Genomic DNA, 21,776 nt, shown 5'->3' with positions numbered 1-21,776 from the left:
GCTCATATAAGTGATTCCATCCATTCGAAGCTGTCGGTGGTGATGCCGGTGGACGGCTTGTATTCCAGCCCGACCCAGCCGCGCCCCGACTCGGCGGTGTAGCCGGCCTCGGTCAGGGCTTTGAACAGCGCGCTGAAGTCCAGGGCGCCGCTGTCGGGCTCGCCGCGCGCCGGGATGTCGGCGATCTGCACGTGGCCGAAGCGGCCGGCGTGCGCGGCGATGGTCGCGAACAGGTCCTCGTCCATGCGCGCCAGGTGGTAGAGGTCGCACAGGAAGGCCAGGTTGGTCGCGCCGGCGGCGGCCGAGATCCGGTCGATCTCGGCGAGCGCCGCGGCGGTGGAGGTGATCGGGTACGCCGGGGACTCGATCGCGTTCAGCGCTTCGAGCAGGACCGTCGCCCCGATCCGGGACGCGGCGGCGGTGGCCGCCGCCAGGTTCTCCACCGCGAGGTCCTTCTGGAGGTCGATACGGCCCTCGATCCGGTTGCCGTACAAGGCGTTCAGGTTCCGGCAGCCGGTCCGCTCGGCGATCCCGACGGCGACGTCGATGCTGTCGCGGAACCGCTGGGCGTTGTCGGGGTCTGTTACCAGGCCCTTAGCGCCGACGGACAGGTCGTCCAGGAAGTTCAGCCCGACCAGGGCGACCCCGGCGTCGTCCAGCGCGCCGACGAAGGCGTCCACATCCTTGTCCGCGGGCACCGCCTCGGTCCCGAACGGCCACCAGAACTCCGCGGCGGTGAACCCGGCGGCGCGCGCCGCGGCAGGACGTTCCAGCAGCGGCAGTTCGGTGAACAGGATCGAGAGGTTGATGTCGAAGCGGAGCGTCACTGGGCTGCCTCCAGGCTGGCCTTGTACGCACGCCAGTCGGCGTGGTGGGAGATGTCGCGGTAGGTGTGGGGTTCGGTGTAGGAACGGCGCCGGACCATCGACAGGGTGCCGCCGCCGTCTTCGAGTTCGATGACGCCGAGTTCGAGCTCGGCGGGCTCGGAGGGCAGCAGGGAGCGTTCCAGGACGTCCCAGGGCACGTCGTAGAGCTCGCCGACGACGCTGACGCCGCCGGAGTCGACGGCCTCGATGGCCGGGAAGGCGTCGCCGACGGAGTAGAAGCGGTACTTCGGCGCGGTGCGTACGACACCGACGAGCGGTGCGTCCTGCAGCAGGTGGTGCAGGGGGCCGCCGCGCATGGCGCCGCCGTTGAGGAACATCAGGGTCATGCCGGGACTCCGCTCTGTGTCTGACTCTGTGTCTGACTCTGGGGCTGACTCTGGGGCTGACTCTGGGGCTCGACGTTGTGGACGGCCGGGGTGGCAGTGTGATGGATGGCGGTGGAGACGTCGGCCAGGCTCCGGCCGGTCCCGCCGTGCCGGGCCGCGACGATCTCGGCGGCGATGGACAGCGCGGTCTCCTCGGAGGTGCGGGCGCCGAGGTCCAAGCCGACGGGGGCGTGCAGGTTCGCGACCTCGGCCTCGGACAAGCCTGCTTCGCGCAGCCGCTCGGCGCGCTGGAGGCAGGTACGGCGCGAGCCCATGGCCCCGACGTAGGCGATCGGCAGCCGCAGGGCCTTGACCAGGAGCGGGACGTCGAACTTGGCGTCGTGGGTGAGCACGGCGACGACGGTGCGGGCATCGACGCGGGTGGTCTCCAGGTAGCGGTGCGGCCAGGCGACCACGACGTCGTCGGCGTCGGGGAAGCGGCGGCGGGTGGCGAAGACCGGTCGGGCGTCGCAGACGGTGACGTGGTAGCCGAGGTACTTGCCGACCCGGACCAGCGCGGCGGCGAAGTCGATGGCGCCGAAGATGAGCATGCGCGGGGCGGTGACGAAGGACTCGATGAAGACGGTCACCGGCTCGCCGCAGTCCTGGCCCTCGCCCTCGGTGCCGACGGCGATGGTGCCGGTGGTGCCGGACTCGACCATCGCGCGGGCGTGGCGGGCGACGACGCGGTCCAGGGCGGCGCTGATGGTGCCGGTGGCGGTCCACGGGTCGCCGTCGACGGCGATCGAGGCGCCGGGCGGGCCCCAGAGGATCTCAGGGGCCTGCGGACGGATGGCCATCGAGCGGCCGACCACGTCCGCGGGGCCGGCGATGACGCGCGCCAGGGCGATCGGCTCGCCGGCGGTCATGGCATCCAACGCGGTGCCTATTGCCTCATCAGCTGAGGAGTTCTGCTCCGGAAACACCGGCTGGATGAACACCTCCAGCTCCCCGCCGCAGGTCAGCCCCACCGCGAAGGCATCGTCGTCGCTGTACCCGAAGGTCTCCAGCACCGGCCGCCCGTGCTGCAGCGACTCGACGCAGAGCTCGTACACCGCTCCCTCGACGCAGCCGCCGGACACGCTCCCCACCGCCGTGCCCTCGGCGTCCACCGCCAGCGCCGCGCCGAGTTCGCGCGGGGCGCTGCCCTTCACCGCCACCACCGAGGCGACCGCGTAGGCCTTGCCGGCCATGTGCCAGGTGTGCAGGTCCTGTGTGATGTCACGCATCGGTCGGCGCCTCCGTCAGGTCCTCGGGTCGGATCGGGACACGTCGCAGGTCCAGGCCGGTCGCGTCGCGGATGGCGGCGGCGATCGCCGGGGTGGAGGACAGGGTCGGGGGCTCGCCGGCGCCGCGCAGGCCGTAGGGGGCGCGGGGGTCGGCGTTCTCCAGGATCTCCATCTTCATCGGCGGCATGTCCAGGATCGTGGGGATCAGGTAATCGGTGAAGGAGGGGTTGCGGACCTTGCCGTCGCGGACCTGGATCTCCTCCATCACCGCCAGGCCCAGGCCCTGGGCGGAGCCGCCGTGCAGCTGGCCTTCCAGGGACAGCCGGTTCATGATCTTGCCGACGTCCTGGACCAGGTCCAGGGCGACCACCTTGATCAGCCCGAGTTCCACATCCACGTCGACGACCGCGCGATGCACGGCGAAGGCGAGCTGGGTGTGCGAGTTGCCCTGGCCGGTGAACGGGTCCATGCGCTGCGTCGGGTGGTGGTGGTACTCGCGGGTTTCCTCGATCGGGCCGGACGCCAGCACCTCTTCCAGCGTCGCGATCACGCCCTCGGACTGCGACACGATCTTGCCGCCGACCAACGACAGGTCGGCATACTCCCGGCCGCGCGCGGCCGCGAGCCGCGCGAACACCGCGGCCCGCACCGCCTCGCACGCGGTCTTCACCGCGCCGCCGGTCATGTACGACTGCCGGGAGGCGGAGCTGGAGCCGGCGTTGCCGACCGAGTTGTCGGCCGGGTGGATGCTCACCTGCTCCACGCCCAGCTCGGTGCGGGCGATCTGCGCCTCCAGCGTGACCAGGCCCTGCCCGACCTCGGCGGCGGCGGTGTGCACCAGGGCGCCGACGGTGTCGCCGAGCAGTTCCAGGCGCACGCGCGCGGTGGAGTAGTCGTCGAAGTCCTCGGAGAAGCAGATGTTCTTGACGCCCAGGCCGTAGCCGACGCCGCGCACCACGCCTTCGCCGTGCGTGGTGTTGGCGGTCGAGCCGGGCAGGTTGCGCAGGTCCGAGGTGTCGGCCGGGGCCGGCATCGGCAGCGCCTTGAGGGTCTCCAGCATCTCGGCGACCGGCGCCGGTGCTTCCACGACCTGGCCGGTGGCGAGTTTGTCGCCCTGGCTCACCGCGTTGCGCTGACGGATGGTGACCGGGTCCAGGCCGAGGGCGGCGGCCAGCTTGTCCATCATCGACTCGTAGGCAAAGCAGGCCTGGACCGCGCCGAAGCCCCGCATGGCGCCGCACGGCGGGTTGTTGGTGTAGGCGCCGTAGGAATCGATCCTGATGTTCGGGATGACATACGGCCCGACGCCGAGGGAGGCTGCGTTGCCGACGACGTTCAAGGTGGCCGAGGTGTAGCCGCCGCCGTCCAGGACGATCTCGACGTCGGCGAACACCAGCTTGCCCTCGGCACTCGCGCCGTAGGTGTACTTCATCGACGCCGGATGCCGGTGCACGTGTCCGAAGAACGACTCTTCGCGGTTGTAGACCATCTTCACCGGTTTGCCGACGTGCATCGCGAGCATCGCGGCGTGGATCTGCATCGACAGGTCCTCGCGTCCGCCGAACGCGCCGCCGACGCCGGACAGGGTCATCCGGACCTTCTGCTCCGGCAGGCCCAGGCAGGGGGCGATCTGCAGAAGGTCGTTGTGCATCCATTGGGTGGCCACGTAGAGGTCGACGCCGCCGTCCTCGGCCGGGACCGCGAGCCCTGATTCGGGGCCCAGGAAGGCCTGGTCCTGAATGCCGACCTCGTATTCGCCGGAGACGACGACGGCGCACCGGGCGCGCACCGCCGGATCATCGACGTCGGCACCGACCCGGACCGGCTGGTGCCGCACGAGGTTGCCGTCCGGGTGGACGCGCGGGCTCTCCGGGTCGAAGAGGGCGCGACGGGCGTCGACCACCGGTTCGAGCACCTCGTAGTCGACCTGGATCAGCTTCAGGGCACGCCGCGCGGTCTCCGGGTGGTCGGCCGCGACCAGCGCCACCGGCTCGCCCTGGTGCCGGACCTCGCCGATGGCCAGGACCGGCTGGTCACGGACGTCCAGGCCGTAGAGCTTGTGGCCGGGGACGTCCTCGTGGGTCAGGACCGCGTCGACGCCCGGGAGCTTCAGGGCCTCCCCGACGGAGATCGAGCGGATCACGGCCCTGGGATGCGGACTGCGCAGCGTCGCACCCCAGACCATGTCATCCATGAACAAGTCGGAGGAGTAGGCGAACTCGCCCTTGACCTTCAGGCGGCCGTCGGGGCGGGTCGGGCTGTCGCCGACGCCGCCGGTCGTCGTGGACTGGTTCAGCTCGCGCGGTGCGCGATCAGGTGCGCGGGTGGCCATCAGGACGCCTCCATCAGGGAGCGGGCAGCAGCGCGGCACTCGCGGGCAAGCGCGTTCTCGTCGGCAGTGAGCAGCGTCCCGTCCTCGACGACCGGCTTCCCGCCGACCGCCAGCACCCGCAGCGGCGCCGGCGGACCGAAGACCAGGGCGGCGACCGGATCGGCGATGTCGGCGTGGCCGAGGCCGTTCAGGTCCCAGACCGCGAGGTCGCCGAGCTTGCCGACCTCCAGCGAGCCGATCTCGGCCTCGCGGCCCAGCACCTGCGCGCCGCCGATGGTCCCCAGGCGCAGCGAGGCCCGGGCGTTCAGCGCCTCGGCCGGGTCGGAGGACAGGGCGCGCAGCCGCGAGATGTACATCGACTGCCGCAGCTCCTCCACGAGCATCCCCGACTCCTGCGAGGCCGCGCCGTCCACGCCGAGGCCGACGGGCGCTCCGGCGGCCAGCAGGTCCTTGATGCGCGCGTGGCCGGAGCCCAGGCGCGCGTTGGAGGAGGCGCAGTGCGCGGTGCCGGTGCCGGTGTCGGCGAAGCGGCGGATGGCCGAGTCCGACAGGTGCACGCAGTGCGCCAGCCACACGTCCGGGCCGAGCCAGCCGAGCTTGTCGGCGTATTCGGCCGGCGTGCAGCCGTGGGTGGCCAGGCAGAACTCCTCCTCGTCGAGGGTCTCGGCCAGGTGGGTGTGCAGCCGGACGCCGTGCTCGCGGGCCAGGGAGGCGCTTTGCACCATCAGGTCCGAGCTCACCGAGAACGGCGAGCACGGCGCCAGGCCGACGCGCAGCATCGAGTCGAACGACGGGTCGTGGTGGCGGGCGATCGCGTCCTGGCTGGCGACCAGGATGTCGTCGAGACGCTCCACCACCTCGTCCGGCGGCAGCCCGCCGTCGGAGACGCCGCGGTCCATCGAGCCGCGCGTGGGCTGGAACCGCAATCCGATCTGGCGGGCCGCCTCGATCTCCGCGCCGAGCAGGTCGCCGCCGGCACGTGGGAAGACGTAGTGGTGGTCGGCGGAGGTGGTGCAGCCGGTCTTGGCCAGCCAGGCCAGGCCGCCGCGGGCTGCGGCACCCAGGGTGTCCTCGGTCAGCCGCGCCCAGATCGGGTACAGCTCGACCAGCCAGCCGAACAGCGCCGCGTCCTGGGCCAGCCCGCGGGTGATCCACTGGTAGAGGTGGTGGTGGGTGTTGACCAGGCCCGGGGTGACCAGGCAGCCGGTGCCGTCGACCACGTGCGCACCCTGGACCCGCGGGGCCGGTCCCGCTCCGACGGCGGTGATCCGGCCGCCCTCGACGACGACGTGTCCGGAGTCGTATTCGGTGGCGGCGGCGTCGACCGTGGCGATCGCGGCGTTCTGGACGACGAGCGTGCTCATGCCACACCGGCCTTCGTAGCGGCCGCCTCGCGGACGGCGTCGAGGATCTTCTCGTAGCCCGTGCAGCGGCACAGGTTCCCGGCCAGGGCCTCCCGGATCTCCGGGTCCGACGGAGCGGGGTTGCGCTCGATGAGCGCGTGCGCCTGGACCAGCAGGCCCGGCGTGCAGAAGCCGCACTGGACGGCTCCGGCCTTGATGAAGCAGGCCTGGACCGGGTCCAGGCGGTCGCCGTCGGCGAGTCCTTCGACGGTGCGGACCTCGCGGTCCTGCACCTGGCCGGCGGCCACCAGGCAGGAGCACACCGGAACGCCGTCGAGGTACACCGTGCAGGACCCGCATTCGCCCTGCTCGCAGGCGTTCTTCGAGCCGGGCAGGCCGACCCGTTCGCGCAGGACGTACAGCAGGCTCTCGCCCTCCCAGACGTCGTCGGCCTCGGCGCGCCGGCCGTTCACGGTGAAGGTCACTCTCATATCAGTTCCTTGCTGCTCTGATACTCGCTCCAGGCCCAGGTCAGGGTGCGGCGGGCGATCACCGACAGGGCGTGCCGCCGGTAGGCCGCGGTGCCGCGGACGTCATCGATCGGCGCGGCGGCGGCGGCCACCAGCTCGCCGAACCGCCTGGCGACGCGCGGGTCGAGGCCGGCCGCGCGGTCCCAGGGCAGCTCGTCGGCGACGAACACCTCGGCCTCGAACGCCCGGCGCGGGGTCGGGGCGGCCGAGCCGATGCCCGCGCCGACCTTGCGGGCCCCGACATCGAGCGCCACGGCGAAGGAGCACACGGCGATGACCATCGCGTTGCGGGTGCCGATCTTCGAGAACTGCTGCGGGCCCTTCTTCGGGGCCAGCAGCACCGCCTTGATCAGCTCGTCCGGGGCCAGGGCGTTGCGCTTGACGCCGAGGTAGAACTCGGTCGCCGGGATCGTGCGCACGCCCCGTGCCGCGCTCTCGACCTCGACGACCGCGTCGGTGGCGACCAGCACCGGGTGGGTGTCCCCGGCCGGGGAGGCCGCGCCGAGGTTGCCGCCGACGCCGCCGCGGTTGCGGATCTGCGGCGAGCCGACGGTGCGCGAGGCCATGGCCAGGCCCGGCAGGACCGGGCCCAGCTCGTCGATGATGCGCGTGTAGGGGACGCTCGCGCCGAGCCGGACGGTGCCGTCGGGCTCGCGGCTCCACTGGTGCAGCGCCTCGATCCGGTTCAGGTCGATCAGGGCGCCGGGCCGGTGCCGGTCGAAGTTCAGCTCGACCATGACGTCGGTGCCGCCGGCGATCGGGACCGCGTCGGGCCGCCCGGCGCGTACGGCGAGCGCCTCGGCCCAGGTGGCGGGTCGTAGGAAGTCCACAGGGTGCTCCGGTGTGCTCTCAGGTCCAGGCGGGGCCGGCGTCGGGGGCGTCGTCGCGGCGGACGTCGCCCTCGATCAGGCCGTAGGGCCGGTCGGCGGCGATGAACGTCTCGTTCGGGTTGTCCAGGCCGAAGGGGGCCGTGTCGTAGAGGAAGTGGTGCTTGTTCGGCAGGTTCAGCCGCACCTCGCACAGCTCCGGGCACTCTTGCAGGACCCGGGTTCCCATCTCGAACAGGGTCTGCTGCAGCGAGCGGCTGTGCGTTCGCACGAACGCCTCCAGCAGCGCGTTCCTGGCACGCTCGTAGGACTTGCCCCAGTCGCCGGATTCGATGGATTCACCCGATGCACCAGAATGCCGCCATTGCGCGTGGATGTCGGTGGCCAGGATGCGGTCGTGGGCCTCGGCCAGCGTCGTGTACTCGTCCTTGACGAAGCCCCTGAACTCCGAGTCGGTGGAGTTCAGCACGGTCAGGTCCTTCAGGCCGGACACCACCCAGACGTCGGTGCCGTCGTAGTGGACGGTGCAGGTCCGGGTGCCGCCGCCGGTGCGGGCGAAGGAGTGCGGGCCCTCGCCGATGCGCTCCCAGGCGTGCTCCTCGACCGCGACGCGGGCGTGGCCGATGCTCGGCTGGGAGTCGACGAAGTGCCGGGCCAGCAGCAGCGCGTACTCCTCGATCTCGACCGCGCCGTGCCGCTGCGCGAACGCGAAGCAGGTGTTCTTCATGGTGTCGGTCGGCAGGACGCCGGAGTTGTCACCGGTCAGGTGGGTCGCGTCCAGGTCGCCGGACAAGGCGACCGAGACGGTCAGGTCCTTGATCCGGTGGACCGGGCCCTCTTTGGTGATCCGGACGATCTGGTTCTCCGCTTTGCCATAACGGTTGTCCCCGAGGACGATCGACATCGGTTAGCTCCCTCGGTATGTCGAGTAGGCGAACGGGCTGAGCAACAGCGGGACGTGGTGGTGCGCGTCCGGGTCGGTCACCACGAAGGCGATCGCGACCTCGGGATAGAAGAAGTCCCTGACCCCGGCGGCCTCGAAGTAGGCGGCCGTGTCGAAGACCAGGCGGTGCGGACCGCCCAGCAGGTCGGCGGCGAAGCGGATGCGGCCGTCGGCATCGGTGCGCTCGCGCGCCACCGGGAGCCAGCCGTCGGGGCGGGCCACGTCGAGGCGGACCGGGACGCCGGCGGCCGGGCGGCCGGCGACGGCGTCCAGGACGTGGGTGGACAGGCTCATGCGCCGACCCCGGCCTGGCCGAGGCGCTCCAGCCGCAGCAGCGCGATGCCGGCGAGTTCGGTGCGGACCTCCTGCTGCTCGGCCGCCGCGTCGTTGCCCAGGCGCCGCCGGGCGTCGGCCAGGATCTGCTCGGCCGGGCGCCCCGAGGCGCAGATCAGGAAGACGTGGCCGAACCGGCGCTCGTACTCCACGTTCGCCCGTGCCAACGCGCCGAGTACGGCCGCGTCCGCTGAGGCCGCCGCGGACTGCTCGGCGCGCGACCACTCGGCCTCGCGCGACTTCCCCGCCGCGCGGTCGCCGATGCGGGGGTGGGCGTCCAGCGCCTCCAGCACGTCGGACCAGCGGAGTGCCTTGATCCCGGCGGTCGCGGCCGCCGCCAGCTCGGCCCAGCCGCCGTACGGCCGGCCGGCGGCCAGGGCGGCGGCCCAGCGGCGGCTGGCGCAGCAGGCCGTCAGCTCCTGCTCGGCCTGGTCCTCGGACCAGGCGTTGAGCGCGGTCACCGCCTCACGGCGGGCATCGTCGAGCATCAGCGGCTCCTTTCCGGGCTGTGGTGTGTCGACGTCTCGGCGGCACGACGGTGAGTGAAGCGCCGCCGGCCGTGCGGCGGCCACGGTCCGAAACCATGAAGCGACCGTCCGCCCACGACCAGGGTTTCGGACGATCCTCCAAAGACTCTGTATAGAAACCATTCCTAGGCTGCGCGGAGCGGAGGTAGCCTCACTTCGATCAACGAACGCCCCAGCCGGGAGGGGACCCATGCGACTGCGCCAGCTGCTGGAGACCCCGATGCCCGGCCTGGAACTTCTCGCCGGCACCGACGCCCTGCTGGAGCGCGAGATCAGCTGGGTCGCCACCACCGACCTGCTGGACCCCGGCCGCTATCTCAACGGCGGCGAACTGGTGCTGACCGGCCTGATCTGGCGGCGCGAGCCCCGGGACTCCGAGCGGTTCGCCCGGGCCGTGGCCGAGGCCGGGGCCGCGGCCGTGGCCGCCGGCGACGCCTCCGGGGCGCCGATCCCGCGCGATCTGATCCGGGCCTGCCGCGCGCACCGCACCCCGCTGTTCCGGGTGCCGACCGAGCTGGCCTTCGCCACCCTCACCGAGCACCTGGCGCGGCAGCTGTCCGCGGAGCGGGCCGCCGACATCGGCTCGATCCTGGAGCGCCACGGCCGCCTGGCCTCGGCCTCGGCGGCCGGCACCGCGCTGGCGCCGATCCTGGACCTGCTCGCCCACGACCTGGGCATGCCCTGCTGGGTGCTCACCCCGGCCGGCCGGCCGGTCGCCGCCTCGCACGAGCCGATGAAGCCGTCCGAGGCCGAGGCCACGGTGCGCGAGACGCTGCGCGCAGGCCAGCTCCCGGCCCGGATCCGCCGCCGCTCGGTGTTCGCGATCAGCTCCGGCTCACCGCTGACCGACTGGTACCTGATCTTCGACGGCGACTACGAACGCTGGGACCCCCGGCGCCAGGCCCTGGCCACCAAAGCCGCCGCGGTGCTGGCGATCGAGCGCGAACGGCTGGCCGCGCGCCGCGAACCGCTGCGCCAGCTCGGCGCCGAACTGGTGCGCCTGGTCGCCGAGGACGGCGGCGCCGCCGAGATAGCGGCCCGCGCCGACCTGGTCGGCGCCGGATCGGACACCGAGGTGCAGGCGGTGGCGCTGGCCGGCCCCGCGGGCCAGTCCGGAGCGATCCTGCGGGCCCTGCTGGAGGACGCCGCCGCGGGGGTACACCCGCGCGAGGCACACGAGGGGGCGACCGACCACGACGTCCCGGTCGCCGAGTTCGACGACCACGCCGTGGCCCTGGTCCCCCATCCCCCGCCGGACGTGGCCGGGCAGCTGCGCACCCTGCTCGCCGGCATGACCGCGGGGCTCGGCCGGGGACGGCTGGCGATCGGCGTGGGCAGCCGGCGCGCGGCTGGGCTGCGGGCCACCGTCGAGGAGGCCCGGCACGCGCTGCGGATCGGGCGCGCCGGCAGCGACCAGGTGAGCGTCATCGGGCATGAGGAGCTGGCCTCGCACGTGCTGCTGCTGTCGGGGCTGCCGGAGGATGTGCGGGTGGCCTACCGGGACCGGCTGCTGGGGCCGTTGCGGGCCTACGACGCGCTGCACCGGTCGGATCTGGAGGCGACGCTGGAGGCTTTCCTGGCGTGCTCCACGTCCTGGACGCGGTGCGCCGAGCAGATGCACGTCCATGTCAATACTTTGCGATACCGGATCGCCCGGATCGAGGAGCTGACGGGACGGAGCCTGGCCGAACTGGAGACGCAGGTGGATCTGTTCCTGGCGCTTCGGCTGCGATAGACGCCGTGGAATCCGTGGAATCCGTGGAAGCCGTAGAAGCCGTAGAAGCCGTAGAAGCCCTGGAAGCTCAAATCGCCGCAGTGATTCTGGCGGCCGGCGGCGGGCGGCGGCTCGGCGGGCGCCCGAAAGCGCTGCTGACCCATGGCGGCGAGCTGCTGGTCGAGCGCGCGGTTCGGACGGCGCGCGCCGGCGGCTGCCGGTCGGTGGTCGTGGTGCTCGGCGCGCAGGCCCCCGAGGTACAGCGTCGAGCAGACTTGACCGATTGCGTCGTCGCGGTGAACCAGGATTGGGCGAGCGGCATGGGATCGTCGTTGCGCGCGGGGTTGGCGGCGGTGCCGGACTCGTGCGACGCGGCCGTGATCCTGTTGGTGGATCAGCCTTTCGTCACGGCCGAGGCGGTCGGCGCGGTCATCGCCTCCGGCGCGGAAGTCGCCGCCGCGACGTATCAGGGCCGGCGCGGCCATCCGGTCCTCATCGCGGCGCGGCACTGGCCCGAGGCGTCGGCCGCGGCCGTGGGCGACCGGGGCGCGCGGGACTTCCTGGCGCGGCGCGAGGTGCTGGCCGTGCCCTGCCGGGGATCGCTGGCCGACATCGATGTACCCGAGGACCTGATGCTGCTTGACTGAGCGGTAACACCTCACGCTCACGGACGAAGGACGCTGATGGCGCGCATCAGAACCCTGAAGGACGTGCACCCCACCCGCCGCGGACTCGTGCTCGCCTGGTGGTCGTTCACCGTCATGTTCGGCGGGCTCCGCCTGCTGACCTGGGCCATCCATGTGCATGTGCGCGGCTTCGGGAACATCACGGCCGGCGGCGTGCACATCCACCACTATCTGTGGGGAATCCTGATCCTGATATGCGTGGGGGCCGCCGGGGTGGTCGAGCGGTCGCCGCAGTGGCACGCGTGGATGGGGCTGCTGTTCGGGATCGGGCTGGCGCTGGTGGTGGACGAGGCGGCGCTGCTGATCGAGTTGAAGGACGTGTACTGGACCGGCGCCGGCGGGGTGAGCGTCGCGATCGCGGTCATCCTCATCGGACTCGCCGGGAGCGTGCTGGCGCTCACGCGGGTACGGGGCGTCGACGACGAGTAGGTATCAGGCATCTGAGGAACAACAGTTCGTCAGTGCCCGTACGGACTTCTTGCGGAAGTCGGCGCAGGGCTTTCCCTGCCCGTGCGCCCGACCCCTCGAATCCGGGCCCGGGGCGCGGTAAAACAGAGCGTTGAGTCACCTCGCGCCTACGCTCAGCCCGCCCCGCCCACCCGAAGGAGCCCGCGTGACCCCCCACCCCCGCCGTGCCGGCGCCGCGCTCGCCGTCAGCCTGCTGGCCGTGCCGGCCCTGACCGCGAGCCCCACCCAGGCAGCCGGCGCACCCCTGCCGCCGGGGACCTACGTCTACGTCGCGAACGCGGCGTCGAACACGGTCTCGGTCATCGACACCGCGAGCCGGACAGTCGTCGCCACCGTCCCGGTCGGCACCGCCCCCACCGGCATCGCCGCCTCCGCCGACGGCCACCGGGTGTACGTCACCGACTCCGGCTCGAACGCGGTGTCGGTCATCGACACCCAGGCCGCGTCGGGGCCGGCGGTCGTGGCCACCATCCCGGTCGGCCGCCAGCCGCAGTCCGCGGCCCTGTCCCCCGACGGCACCCGGCTGTACGTCGGCGACGACATCGCCGGCACCGTCTCGGTCATCGACACCACCTCGGACACCGTCCTGGCGACCGTCGCCGCCGGCCCCGGCGCCGAGGGCCTGGCCGTGTCCCCCGACGGCTCGCGGGTCTACGCGGCCGACACCGGCGGCTCCTCGGTCACCGTCATCGACGCGGCCACGGACACCGTCCTCACCGCGGTCCCGGTCGGCCAGACCCCGGTCGGCCTGGCGGTCTCCCCCGACGGCGCCCACGTCTACGTCCCCGACTACGGCAGCGGCCAGATCTCGGTGATCGACACCGCGACCGACACCGTCTCCACGACGGTGCAGGTCGGCGCCAACCCGCACAGCGCCGCCGTGACCCCGGACGGCTCCACCGTGTACGTCACCGACGCCGGCTCCGGCACGGTCTCGGTGGTCACCACCGCGACCGAGACGATGACCTCGACCTTCAGCGTCGGCGCGGCCCCGCACGGCATCGCCCTGGCCGTGGCGCCCACCGGCGGCGCGGCCTACGTCGCCGACTTCGGCGCGGCGAGCGTGTCGGCGGTGAACCTGGCCACCGACGCACTGACGGCCACCATCGGCGTCGGCACGAACCCGGTGTTCCTGGCGGTGTCGATGATCAAGCCCCTGCCGACGAAACTGACCGCCGGCACAGCGGTGCTGACGCTGCTGCCACTGGGCGATGCCGGCCTGAACGCGACGCTGACGAGCAACGGGGTGCCGGTGGTCGGGCAGAAGATCACGTTCACGGACGACAGCGGCGAGTTCCTGTGCAGCGCCAAGACGGACAGCAGCGGGCGAGCGACGTGCAATACGGCGCCGGGGCTGCTGGACTCGGTCGGGGTGTTGCTGGGCGGGTACAACGCCTCGTTCGCGGGGAGCACGTACTACCTGCCGTCGTGTGCGCATGGGGACACGGCGCTGTTGTAGGGGTCGATGTGGGAGTGGGCGGGCCACTGAGACCATGGTCGGGTGGCGACGTCCTCTTCCCTTGCCGAGTCGTGGATCCGTGGCGTGGCCGCCAACGCGGCCGCGCCGTCGTACGCCGGCTTGGGCAGTTCTGTGTGAACAGCGGCCATTGCCGAGCGAGGTCGTCGCGGCGGTGTTGGCGCACCCGGACTCTGGCCGTGGGGCCACGCCGCGGATCGACGCCCCCGAAGCCGTTGCCCGACGATGCGCTCGAGACACTCCTGCTCCAGGACGACGTGTACGGGAACGACTTCCTCACCGCTGAGGAGTTCTGCACGGAGCTGTTCAACTCACAGCAGGTTCCGGAAAGATTCCTTCGCGGGCTTCTCGGCCACGAAAGCCCTGCTCTGCGCCCACACTCTGCTCGCTTGTGGCCCTCGCTTTCGCCCGACGAGCGTCAGGCCCTGCTCACAGACCAGGACCCTCCAGTACTGGAGGGAGTCCGGCAAGCGACCCGGCTGGCTACCGAGCTGGACGCCTCCGACATACCGCGGCAGGACTGTCACGCCAGCTCGGCCGTGATCCCGACCCGGAGGTCCGTACACAGATCATCGGCCACAGCGGCCTCGCCCCGGAGCTGGTCGGCTCCCTGGCCCACGACCCCACCCGAGGGTCCGTGAGCTCGTCGCCGGATACCCCGGCCTCGACCCGGCACTGCTCGACGAGCTGGCCCGCGATCCGGACGAGAAGGTCAGCGCCAGGGCGTGCCTGCGTCCACGGACGATCACCAAGTTCCACCGCCGCGCCATCAGCAGTGCGACCCTCCGCCACACCGCTGACGTGATCGGCCCGCGGGGCGGAACCGAGGGCGTGGAGGCCGACTGGCTCGCGGCGTGCGCGGTGTCGGTCCATCCGCTGATGCGCAGGGTCGCGGCGATCATTTCCGTTGCCCTACCGCCTGACCTCGTGGACCGCGCGGCGCACGACCCGGCCGCAGCCGCCAATCCGGCGCTGAGCGTCGAGCGGCTGCACGATCTGTTGAACCGCGCCGCGATCCCAGGACCCGCCCCACAGACCTGCTGAACCCGCCGCTCCGAAGCCGCAGCCCACGGCCGCCACCCGGTTCGTGAACGCGATGCGGCAGGTTCGAGTGATCGACAGGTCGGCGATCGTGCTCTGCCAAGTTCGCTCCGTCTGGTGCTCACGTCCAACGGATCCCGTGGAACCCGGGGTTCGGATCGTCGTCGATCATGTGCGCCACTTCGTCGCCGATCAGCCGCACCTCGCAGACGTCCTTGTGCGGCGAGCGCGCGTCCGACCGCCACACGCGGTACGCCGATCGGACGGACGAGCCGGACTCGAACCAGACCGTCAGCTCGTACCTCACATCAGCCGCACGGATCCACCGGCCGTAGTACGCGCCGGACTCCATCCGCTCCACCTGATACTCGATCGGGTAGGTCTCGCCGCGTACGAGTGGTCCGAATCGCAGCTCGGCCGCGATGAGCCCCGCCTCAGCGTCCAGCGCCGTCCGCCCAACCTCGCAGCCCTTCGTCGAACGGAGTACGGGCAGAGTTCGTTGGTTGGCGTGGACGAAGACCACGTGCCGGTCGGCTCCCGGCCGATCGGCGCGCACCACCAGCCGACTGCGCATGAGGCGGATCCGGTCCCGCTCGGCGACCACGGCCTCGTCCGCCACCGCGACGACGCTCAGGTCGCGTTCGGACACCTCGAGCTTGGCTCGCAGTGCCCTGAGTCGCTCCATCGACGTTCCGGGGCCGAGGAACCTCCTGCGGCCGGCCTGAGGACCGTCGCCCAACAATCGCGTCAGTGCTCCGTCATCGACGTGGAGCACGCTCTCCAGAGCCGCCACGACGCGACGGGTGTCGACGCCGGGTCGGCTGACGCCGCGCTGCCAGTTGCTCAGCGTCGACACACTGACCGTGACCCCTTGCTCCGCCAACCGGCCGCGGATGCGCTCCAAACTCAAACCGCGCGCCTCGACGGCCATACGCAGCCGGGAATGGAAGGCACTGGTGTGGATCATCTCGTCGAACCCCCGGAAGGCACGGTCAGGTACGGATCGGTCACGGTGCGGATCGCCGCCGTGAACGTACCGCCGCGCCAGGAACTGTAAAAGGGCCACAGGATGGCCAACAGTCGACAACTGAAGTCCCGGCTCGGATCCACCGAAGTTACCGACCAGTACTGGATTTTCAAGGCTTCGCAGGCTCTTTACCAGCGCTCCGACCCTACGCATGCTCCTGCATTGACACCACCATCCCCGCCGCGTGCCGACGGGGACCCACTGCTGCGAATCGGAGAGAGCGTTGTCTTTCCTCAGGCATCATCGAACCCTCAAACACACCCGTTCCCTGCTCGCCACCGTCGCGGGGGCGACGCTGACCGTCGCCGGGCTGGCGGCCGCGACCGCACCGGCGCACGCGGCCAACGGCGTGCCGAAGTACGACCACGTGGTGCTCGTGATGGAGGAGAACCACTCCTACAGCGAGATCATCGGCTCCGGCACCGGGGCTCCGTACATCAACAACACGCTGGCCGCCGGCGGGGCGCTGTTCAACCAGTCCTTCGCGATCGAGCACCCGTCGGAGCCGAACTATCTGGACCTGTTCTCCGGGTCGAACCAGGGCATCACCGGCGATCAGTGCCCGGTGGCGATCGACGCGCCGAACGAGGGCGCGCAGCTGCTCGCGGCCGGGGACACCTGGGGCAGCTACTCCGAGGGCCTGCCCTCGGTCGGCTCCACGACCTGCACCTCGGGCAACTACGCCAGCAAGCACAACCCCTGGGTGAACTTCCAGGAGGCGCCCAGCGCCTCGGCCAACCACATCCCGTCGGCCGACAACATGCCGTTCACCAGCTTCCCGTCCTCGGCGAACTACGCTTCGCTGCCGACGGTCTCGTGGGTGATCCCGAACCTGCAGGACGACATGCACGACGGCACCATCCAGCAGGGCGACACCTGGCTGCAGAACAACCTGGACGGCTACGCGCAGTGGGCCAAGACCCACAACAGCCTCCTGGTCGTCACCTGGGACGAGGACGACTCCTCGCAGTCGAACCAGATCCCGACCATCTTCTACGGCGCGGGCGTCAAGGCCGGGCAGTACAGCGAGACGATCAACCACTACAGCGTCCTGCGCACCATCGAGGACATGTACGGCCTGCCCTACGCCGGCAACGCCGCCAACGCCACGCCGATCACCGACGTGTTCAGCGGCACCCCGGCCGAGACCGTCTCGGTGACCAACCCGGGCAACCAGACCTCGACCGCCGGCTCGGCGATATCGACGCTCCAGGTCTCGGCGACCGACTCCGCGGGCAAGGCCCTGACCTACTCGGCCACCGGCCTGCCGGCCGGCCTGTCGATCAGCTCCTCCGGCGCGATCACCGGTACGCCGACCACCGCCGGTACCTCGAACGTGACGGTCACGGCCTCCTCCGGCACCGCCTCGGGCAGCGCCCAGTTCACCTGGACCGTCACCTCGCAGCCGACCGAGACCGTCACGGTCACGAACCCGGGCTCCCAGTCGGGCACCGCCGGCACCGCCATCAGTACCCTGCAGATCAAGGCGACCGACTCGGCTGGTAAGGCGCTGACCTACTCATCGTCCGGCCTGCCGGCCGGTCTGTCGATCAGCTCTTCCGGCGCGATCACGGGCACTCCGACCACCCCGGGCACCTCGACCGTGACGGTGACCGCCTCCTCCGGCACCGCTTCGGGCAGCGCGCAGTTCACCTGGACCATCGCCTCCTCCGGCGGCGGCTGCACCGCGGCCCAACTGCTGGGCAACCCCGGCTTCGAGACCGGCTCCGCCTCCCCGTGGTCGATGACCTCCGGTGTGCTGAACAACGACACCAGCTCCGAGCCGGCCCACTCGGGCAACTGGGACGCCTGGCTCGACGGCTACGGCACCAAGCACACCGACACCCTCGCGCAGACCGTCACCATCCCGGCCACCTGCAAGACCGCGGCCTACTCGTTCTGGCTGCACGTCGACACCGGCAACACCTCCGGCGCGGCCCAGGACTCGCTGAAGGTCCAGGTCCTGAACTCCTCCGGCACCGTCCTGGCCACCCTGCACACCTTCTCGAACCTGGACGCCAACAACGGCTACAGCCAGTTCTCCTACAACCTGGCCAGCTACATCGGCCAGAAGATCACCCTCAAGTTCACCGGCACCGAGACCGGCAACGGGCAGACCTCGTTCGTCAACGACGACAACGCCCTCACCGTGAACTGACGCGCTGGCGGCAAGTCGAAGATCTGTGAAAGGCGGCAGCTGCGCCCACTATCGCGGCTGCCGCCCACGTCTGACCGCGACGCTGGAGACGGCGGGCCGGCCGATGTGGTTGTCCGGGATCAGGAACGAGTCGGCGATCGGGCTCATCACCCCGATCTGGTGCCGCACCCGCTTCAGGCCGGGCTGGGTAGTCGGTTCGGTGTGCTGTACCAGTTGGCAGCCGTGGCAAGGGCCGCGGTCTGGTGGCGCAGAGCGGCGGTGGCGGCAGTCAGGTGGGTGGTGGCGCTGTATAGGGCGTGCAGGGTCTCGGCGGTGGGGTTCGCCGTGGCGTGGTTGGTGGCGGTGGTCAAGGCGTGGCCGGCGGCGGTGAGGGTGGCGGTGGCCTGGGACAGGTACGGCACGTGCTGGTAGATCTCGGCGGGCAGCTGCTGGCAGGCCAGGACCGTGTCGGTGTGGGAGCGGGTGGCTTCGTGGGCGTCGCGAGAGGCGTGGACGGCGGCGTCCAGTGCGGGCAGCAGGTGCTGGCGGCTGAGGACGGGGACGGGGAGCGTCGACACGGTCATGTTGGTCGGGCGGGGTTTGGGCGATGGTTCGGGCGGGGTACGGCCTTCTGGAGCGGCAGGCCGCACCCCGGCAGCGGTTAGACGGTGTGGGCCAAGCGGTCGGTGAGCTGTTTCGCAAAGCGGGCGGGGTTGGGTAGGTCGCCGCCTTCGGCGAGCAGCGCGGTGCCCAGGATGATCTCGGCGAGATCGGCCAGCGCCGGGTCGTCGGGGTTCGCGGCGTGGGCTTCGCGCAGGCCGGTGATCAGGGGGTGGTCGGGGTTGATCTCCAGGATGCGCTTGACCGGCTGGATCTGCTGGTTCATCGCCCGGTACATCTTCTCCAGCATCGGGGTGACGTCGTTGGCGTCGCCGACCACGCAGGCCGCCGAGGTGGTCAGGCGCGAGGACAGGCGGGCGGCCTTGACGTGCTCGGCCAGGGTCGCGGCCAGCCAGGGCAGCAGGGTGGCGAAGTCGGCCTCGCGCTTGGTCTTCTCCTCCGTGCTCCCCTCGTCGGTATCGAGGTCGACCTGGCCCTTGGCGATGGACTGGAAGCGGTGGCCGTCGAACTCGGTGACCTGGTCGACCCAGACCTCGTCGACCGGGTCGGTGAGGATCAGAACCTCGTAGCCCTTGGCGGCGAAGGCCTCCATGTGCGGGGAGTTCTCCACCGCCGCGCGGGTGGCGCCGGTGAGGTAGTAGACCGCGTCCTGGCCGTCCTTCATACGCGCCACGTACTCGCGCAGCGTGGTGGTCCCCTGCGGGTCGTGGGTGGACTCCGCCGAGATCAGCTCCAGCAGCGCCTCGGTGTTGTCGGTGTCCTCCAGCAGGCCCTCCTTCAAGACCCTGCCGAACTGGCCCCACAGCCTGGCGTAGCCCTCGGCGTTGCCGGCCTGCATGTCCTTGACAGTGCCCAGGACCTTCTTCACCAGGCGGCGGCGCACGCCGCGGATGTGGCGGTCATGCTGCAGGATCTCGCGGGAGATGTTCAACGACAGGTCGTGCGCGTCCACCACACCCTTAACGAAGCGCAGGTAGTTCGGCATCAGCGCTTCACAGTCATCCATGATGAAGACGCGCTTCACGTACAGCTGCACCCCCCGCTTGGTCTGATGGGAGAACAGATCGAAAGGCGCCTGCGAGGGAATGAACAGCAGCGCGTCATAGGCGAACGTACCCTCCGAGCGCATGTGGATGATCTCCGCCGGGTCAGCCCAGTCATGGCTGATCTGCTGGTAGAACTCGTGATACTCGGCCTCGGTAACCTCGCTGCGGGCCCTGGACCACAGCGCCTTCATCGAGTTCAACGTCTGCGTCTCGCTGACCGACACACCCTCGGACTCTCCGCGCTCCACCGCCATCCGGATGGGCCAGCGAATGAAGTCCGAATACTGCTTCACGATCGAGCGGATCTTCCACTCGGCCAGGTAGTCCGCCAGGCCGTCCTCGCTGTCGGCATCCTTCAGATGCAGCGTGACCGTGGTGCCGACCGGCAGGCCGTCAACCGCGGAGATGTCGTAGGTGCCCTCGCCGTTCGACTCCCACAGCGTACCCTCGGCCGTACCGGCGCGGCGGGTGCGCAACGTGACCTTGTCGGCGACCATGAACGCCGAATAGAAACCGACACCGAACTGGCCGATCAGACTCTGCGCCGCCTCGGCATCCTTCGCCTGCTTGATCTTCTCCAGCAAGCTCGCAGTGCCGGACTTGGCGATGGTACCGATCAGCTCCACCACCTCCTCCCGGGACATGCCGATGCCGTTGTCGGCCACGGTCAGAGTGCGCGCGTCTTTGTCGATCTCCAGATCGATGTGCAGATCCGAGGCGTCGACCTCCAGGTCGGAGTCGACCAGGGACTCCAGGCGGAGCTTGTCCAACGCGTCGGAGGCGTTCGAGATCAGCTCACGCAGGAAGATGTCCTTGTTCGAGTAGATCGAGTGGATGACCAGCTGCAGCAACTGGCGGGTCTCGGCCTGGAACTCCAGGGTCTGGGCACTGCTACCCACTGGTGGGTTTCCTCTCAGGGCTGGATGTGACAACAAAGTGGGGCCGGCAGGCTCGCCGCGCGATGGGATGTGCCCGCCGGCCGTTGGTGGGCTCAGGCAGCGTCGGCGTGCTCGGACATACCGAACAGCGGCGGCCAGTCCGCGGGCAGTTGCAGCAGCGCCTGGGCCATCAGGCCGGGTCCTGCGATGTCGGCGACCACCGACAGCACCGCCCCGATGTCCCACAGCGCCGTGGCCTCGGTGGCGCCCTCGATCCAGGCCGCGGTGGCGCGGACGAAGCGCTCAGCGTTCAGCGGCTGGGCGGCCGGCAGCGGGTTGAGCAGGATCAACGCGAACGTCTCCGGCAGCAACGCGGCCAACTGCGCCCGGGTGCGGCCGATCAGATGCGCGCCCAGCAGTGCCAGCACCACCCGGGCGGCTCGGTCCGCCTCATCAGGGCTGCGGTATTCACCGCGATCGATCACCTGCTCCATGAACGACTCGAAACGCACCATGATCAACCCTCCTGTCGAAGACGTGACTTCTCGCGTGGTGCTTACGCGCCGGGTCGGCGGCTGCGGTCGGAGGCGGCGCGGACCTCGGCGATGCTGGCGCCCACGGCACCGACCTGCTCGGCCAGCCCTGGATGGCCGGAGGCCAGGTGGCCCCGGGTGTCGGCCAGCGGCGCCAAGAGGTCCGCGGCGTCGTCGCGGCCCAGGGCGGTGTGCAGGGCGGCGAGGTCGTCATCGGCGCGCTCGCCCAGGTCCGTCAGGGCCCCGATCTGCCCGGCCAGCCGGCGAAGCCCGGCGGCGTTGTCCCGGGCCCACCCGGCGACGGCCTTGTCGCCGGCCCGCTTGTCCCGCTCGGCGGCGACCCGCTGGTCTCCGGTGCCTTCCGCCCCGTCAGCCGTGGGGCGCAGCCGCAGGTAGCGTCGTTCGGCGGCCTGGCGGCTGGCGACGCCCAAGGCCGGGGCCAGATCGGCCCAGCTGGTGTTCAACGCCCGGGCGGCCTCGATCAGCTGCGGCTCCCAGCCGGCTATCTCCGTGCGCAGCTCGCGCAGCAGCGTCAGCGCGGCCAGCACCTGATTCGCGCTCAGGGCCGTCGGCGCCGGGGCACCCGGAAGGCCGGCGGGGGCGTGCACCGCGTGCGTCGCGTGCATCGCGGCGGTGATCTGTCCCAGGGCGGCACCGGTGTCGAACCCGGCGTCATCGGGCGTGGCCTGGCTGTTCGGTAATTCTCTCATCGCGTCATCTCCTCGGCGACGCCAATTCTTGTCGTCGTTCTGATGACATGCTATACCTGAAGTCGTCAGCGAGTCGACCGCCCGGTCGACCACTCACCTGGAGGTGACCCCCATGTTGATGC

Annotated in this window: 21 protein-coding genes and 2 pseudogenes; 7 read left to right on the top strand and 16 right to left on the bottom strand. The window is 70.9% G+C overall.

All coding sequences use genetic code 11. The annotated features are described in order from the left end of the window. Positions 1-2: 2 nt before the first annotated feature. From ABH926_RS25450 to uraD, 10 genes are read right to left on the bottom strand one after another with little or no spacing between them, the layout of a single operon-like run. Positions 3-827, bottom strand: coding sequence for a hydroxypyruvate isomerase family protein (locus ABH926_RS25450; RefSeq protein ID WP_370368262.1), 825 nt, complete (start codon positions 825-827; stop codon positions 3-5). Continuing rightward, complete coding sequence (locus tag ABH926_RS25445; RefSeq protein WP_370368261.1) at positions 824-1,213, bottom strand: gamma-glutamylcyclotransferase; 390 nt, start codon at positions 1,211-1,213, stop codon at positions 824-826. The genes ABH926_RS25450 and ABH926_RS25445 overlap by 4 nt, the downstream gene beginning before the upstream one ends. After that, positions 1,210-2,481 carry an XdhC family protein gene (locus ABH926_RS25440; protein WP_370368260.1) on the bottom strand — a complete coding sequence of 424 codons (1,272 nt, stop codon included), beginning with the start codon at positions 2,479-2,481 and terminating at the stop codon, positions 1,210-1,212. The genes ABH926_RS25445 and ABH926_RS25440 overlap by 4 nt, the downstream gene beginning before the upstream one ends. Further along, positions 2,474-4,813 carry a xanthine dehydrogenase subunit D gene (pucD, locus tag ABH926_RS25435; protein ID WP_370368259.1) on the bottom strand — a complete coding sequence of 780 codons (2,340 nt, stop codon included), beginning with the start codon at positions 4,811-4,813 and terminating at the stop codon, positions 2,474-2,476. Before pucD ends, ABH926_RS25440 begins: the two co-directional genes overlap by 8 nt. Further along, on the bottom strand, positions 4,813-6,177 hold the full coding sequence (locus tag ABH926_RS25430; RefSeq protein ID WP_370368258.1) for an 8-oxoguanine deaminase: 1,365 nt from the start codon (positions 6,175-6,177) through the stop codon (positions 4,813-4,815). The genes pucD and ABH926_RS25430 overlap by 1 nt, the downstream gene beginning before the upstream one ends. After that, a complete protein-coding gene (locus ABH926_RS25425) occupies positions 6,174-6,647 on the bottom strand; it encodes a (2Fe-2S)-binding protein (RefSeq protein WP_370368257.1) in 474 nt (157 codons plus the stop codon). Before ABH926_RS25425 ends, ABH926_RS25430 begins: the two co-directional genes overlap by 4 nt. After that, on the bottom strand, positions 6,644-7,516 hold the full coding sequence (locus ABH926_RS25420) for a xanthine dehydrogenase family protein subunit M (protein ID WP_370368256.1): 873 nt from the start codon (positions 7,514-7,516) through the stop codon (positions 6,644-6,646). Before ABH926_RS25420 ends, ABH926_RS25425 begins: the two co-directional genes overlap by 4 nt. A 19-nt stretch (positions 7,517-7,535) precedes the next feature. Further along, entirely contained in the window at positions 7,536-8,417 is an 882-nt protein-coding gene (pucL, locus tag ABH926_RS25415) for a factor-independent urate hydroxylase (protein ID WP_370368255.1), read from the bottom strand. Between the two features lie 3 nt (positions 8,418-8,420). Beyond that, positions 8,421-8,750, bottom strand: a complete 330-nt coding sequence (uraH, locus tag ABH926_RS25410; protein WP_370368254.1) for a hydroxyisourate hydrolase — start codon at positions 8,748-8,750, stop codon at positions 8,421-8,423. After that, a complete protein-coding gene (gene uraD / locus ABH926_RS25405; protein ID WP_370368253.1) occupies positions 8,747-9,277 on the bottom strand; it encodes a 2-oxo-4-hydroxy-4-carboxy-5-ureidoimidazoline decarboxylase in 531 nt (176 codons plus the stop codon). Before uraD ends, uraH begins: the two co-directional genes overlap by 4 nt. 229 nt (positions 9,278-9,506) lie before the next feature. Between uraD and ABH926_RS25400 the strand changes: the two genes are divergently transcribed. From ABH926_RS25400 to ABH926_RS25375, 6 genes and pseudogenes are all read left to right on the top strand, one after another. Continuing rightward, complete coding sequence (locus ABH926_RS25400; protein WP_370368252.1) at positions 9,507-11,051, top strand: PucR family transcriptional regulator ligand-binding domain-containing protein; 1,545 nt, start codon at positions 9,507-9,509, stop codon at positions 11,049-11,051. A gap of 14 nt (positions 11,052-11,065) precedes the next feature. After that, on the top strand, positions 11,066-11,677 hold the full coding sequence (locus tag ABH926_RS25395) for an NTP transferase domain-containing protein (protein WP_370368503.1): 612 nt from the start codon (positions 11,066-11,068) through the stop codon (positions 11,675-11,677). A gap of 36 nt (positions 11,678-11,713) precedes the next feature. Next, positions 11,714-12,145, top strand: coding sequence for a hypothetical protein (locus ABH926_RS25390; RefSeq protein WP_370368251.1), 432 nt, complete (start codon positions 11,714-11,716; stop codon positions 12,143-12,145). A gap of 184 nt (positions 12,146-12,329) precedes the next feature. Then, positions 12,330-13,643 (top strand): beta-propeller fold lactonase family protein, encoded by a 1,314-nt coding sequence (locus ABH926_RS25385; RefSeq protein WP_370368250.1) that lies wholly within the window; start codon positions 12,330-12,332, stop codon positions 13,641-13,643. Positions 13,644-14,300: 657 nt separating this feature from the next. Beyond that, positions 14,301-14,354 (top strand): annotated as a pseudogene (locus tag ABH926_RS25380) (hypothetical protein); the annotation flags it as partial. Between the two features lie 138 nt (positions 14,355-14,492). Then, positions 14,493-14,705: a hypothetical protein gene (locus ABH926_RS25375; RefSeq protein WP_370368249.1), complete on the top strand. Its 213-nt coding sequence runs from the start codon at positions 14,493-14,495 to the stop codon at positions 14,703-14,705. A 118-nt stretch (positions 14,706-14,823) separates the two neighbouring features. On the opposite strand, the gene ABH926_RS25370 is transcribed toward ABH926_RS25375, so the two are convergent. Further along, positions 14,824-15,669 carry a hypothetical protein gene (locus ABH926_RS25370; protein ID WP_370368247.1) on the bottom strand — a complete coding sequence of 282 codons (846 nt, stop codon included), beginning with the start codon at positions 15,667-15,669 and terminating at the stop codon, positions 14,824-14,826. Between the two features lie 283 nt (positions 15,670-15,952). Between ABH926_RS25370 and ABH926_RS25365 the strand changes: the two genes are divergently transcribed. Further along, positions 15,953-17,887 carry an alkaline phosphatase family protein gene (locus ABH926_RS25365; RefSeq protein ID WP_370368246.1) on the top strand — a complete coding sequence of 645 codons (1,935 nt, stop codon included), beginning with the start codon at positions 15,953-15,955 and terminating at the stop codon, positions 17,885-17,887. Positions 17,888-17,959: 72 nt separating this feature from the next. Here ABH926_RS25365 and ABH926_RS25360 read toward each other — a convergent pair. The 5 genes and pseudogenes from ABH926_RS25360 to ABH926_RS25340 all read right to left on the bottom strand — a co-directional run. Beyond that, a pseudogene (locus ABH926_RS25360) lies at positions 17,960-18,100 on the bottom strand (methylenetetrahydrofolate reductase); the annotation flags it as partial. Then, positions 18,061-18,444 (bottom strand): hypothetical protein, encoded by a 384-nt coding sequence (locus ABH926_RS25355; protein ID WP_370368245.1) that lies wholly within the window; start codon positions 18,442-18,444, stop codon positions 18,061-18,063. The pseudogene ABH926_RS25360 and the gene ABH926_RS25355, both read right to left, overlap by 40 nt. 83 nt (positions 18,445-18,527) lie before the next feature. Continuing rightward, complete coding sequence (gene htpG / locus ABH926_RS25350) at positions 18,528-20,432, bottom strand: molecular chaperone HtpG (RefSeq protein WP_370368244.1); 1,905 nt, start codon at positions 20,430-20,432, stop codon at positions 18,528-18,530. A gap of 92 nt (positions 20,433-20,524) precedes the next feature. Further along, complete coding sequence (locus ABH926_RS25345; RefSeq protein ID WP_370368502.1) at positions 20,525-20,929, bottom strand: DUF2267 domain-containing protein; 405 nt, start codon at positions 20,927-20,929, stop codon at positions 20,525-20,527. Between the two features lie 38 nt (positions 20,930-20,967). Continuing rightward, positions 20,968-21,654: an HSP18 transcriptional regulator gene (locus ABH926_RS25340; protein ID WP_370368243.1), complete on the bottom strand. Its 687-nt coding sequence runs from the start codon at positions 21,652-21,654 to the stop codon at positions 20,968-20,970. Positions 21,655-21,776: the final 122 nt, after the last annotated feature.

This window comes from Catenulispora sp. GP43, assembly GCF_041260665.1.
Lineage (GTDB): Bacteria > Actinomycetota > Actinomycetes > Streptomycetales > Catenulisporaceae > Catenulispora.
The sequence above is the reverse complement of the archived record's forward strand: the minus strand, read 5'-3'. Positions and strand labels throughout refer to the sequence as shown.

Bases quoted from the DNA above. Each gene is read 5' to 3' on its own strand.
- ABH926_RS25445 (WP_370368261.1), bottom strand. From the start codon at position 1,213: ATGACCCTGATGTTCCTCAACGGCGGCGCCATGCGCGGCGGCCCCCTG.
- ABH926_RS25440 (WP_370368260.1), bottom strand. From the start codon at position 2,481: ATGCGTGACATCACACAGGACCTGCACACCTGGCACATGGCCGGCAAG.
- pucD (WP_370368259.1), bottom strand. From the start codon at position 4,813: ATGGCCACCCGCGCACCTGATCGCGCACCGCGCGAGCTGAACCAGTCC.
- ABH926_RS25430 (WP_370368258.1), bottom strand. From the start codon at position 6,177: ATGAGCACGCTCGTCGTCCAGAACGCCGCGATCGCCACGGTCGACGCC.
- ABH926_RS25425 (WP_370368257.1), bottom strand. From the start codon at position 6,647: ATGAGAGTGACCTTCACCGTGAACGGCCGGCGCGCCGAGGCCGACGAC.
- pucL (WP_370368255.1), bottom strand. From the start codon at position 8,417: ATGTCGATCGTCCTCGGGGACAACCGTTATGGCAAAGCGGAGAACCAG.
- uraH (WP_370368254.1), bottom strand. From the start codon at position 8,750: ATGAGCCTGTCCACCCACGTCCTGGACGCCGTCGCCGGCCGCCCGGCC.
- uraD (WP_370368253.1), bottom strand. From the start codon at position 9,277: ATGCTCGACGATGCCCGCCGTGAGGCGGTGACCGCGCTCAACGCCTGG.
- ABH926_RS25400 (WP_370368252.1), top strand. From the start codon at position 9,507: ATGCGACTGCGCCAGCTGCTGGAGACCCCGATGCCCGGCCTGGAACTT.
- ABH926_RS25390 (WP_370368251.1), top strand. From the start codon at position 11,714: ATGGCGCGCATCAGAACCCTGAAGGACGTGCACCCCACCCGCCGCGGA.
- ABH926_RS25370 (WP_370368247.1), bottom strand. From the start codon at position 15,669: ATGATCCACACCAGTGCCTTCCATTCCCGGCTGCGTATGGCCGTCGAG.
- ABH926_RS25340 (WP_370368243.1), bottom strand. From the start codon at position 21,654: ATGAGAGAATTACCGAACAGCCAGGCCACGCCCGATGACGCCGGGTTC.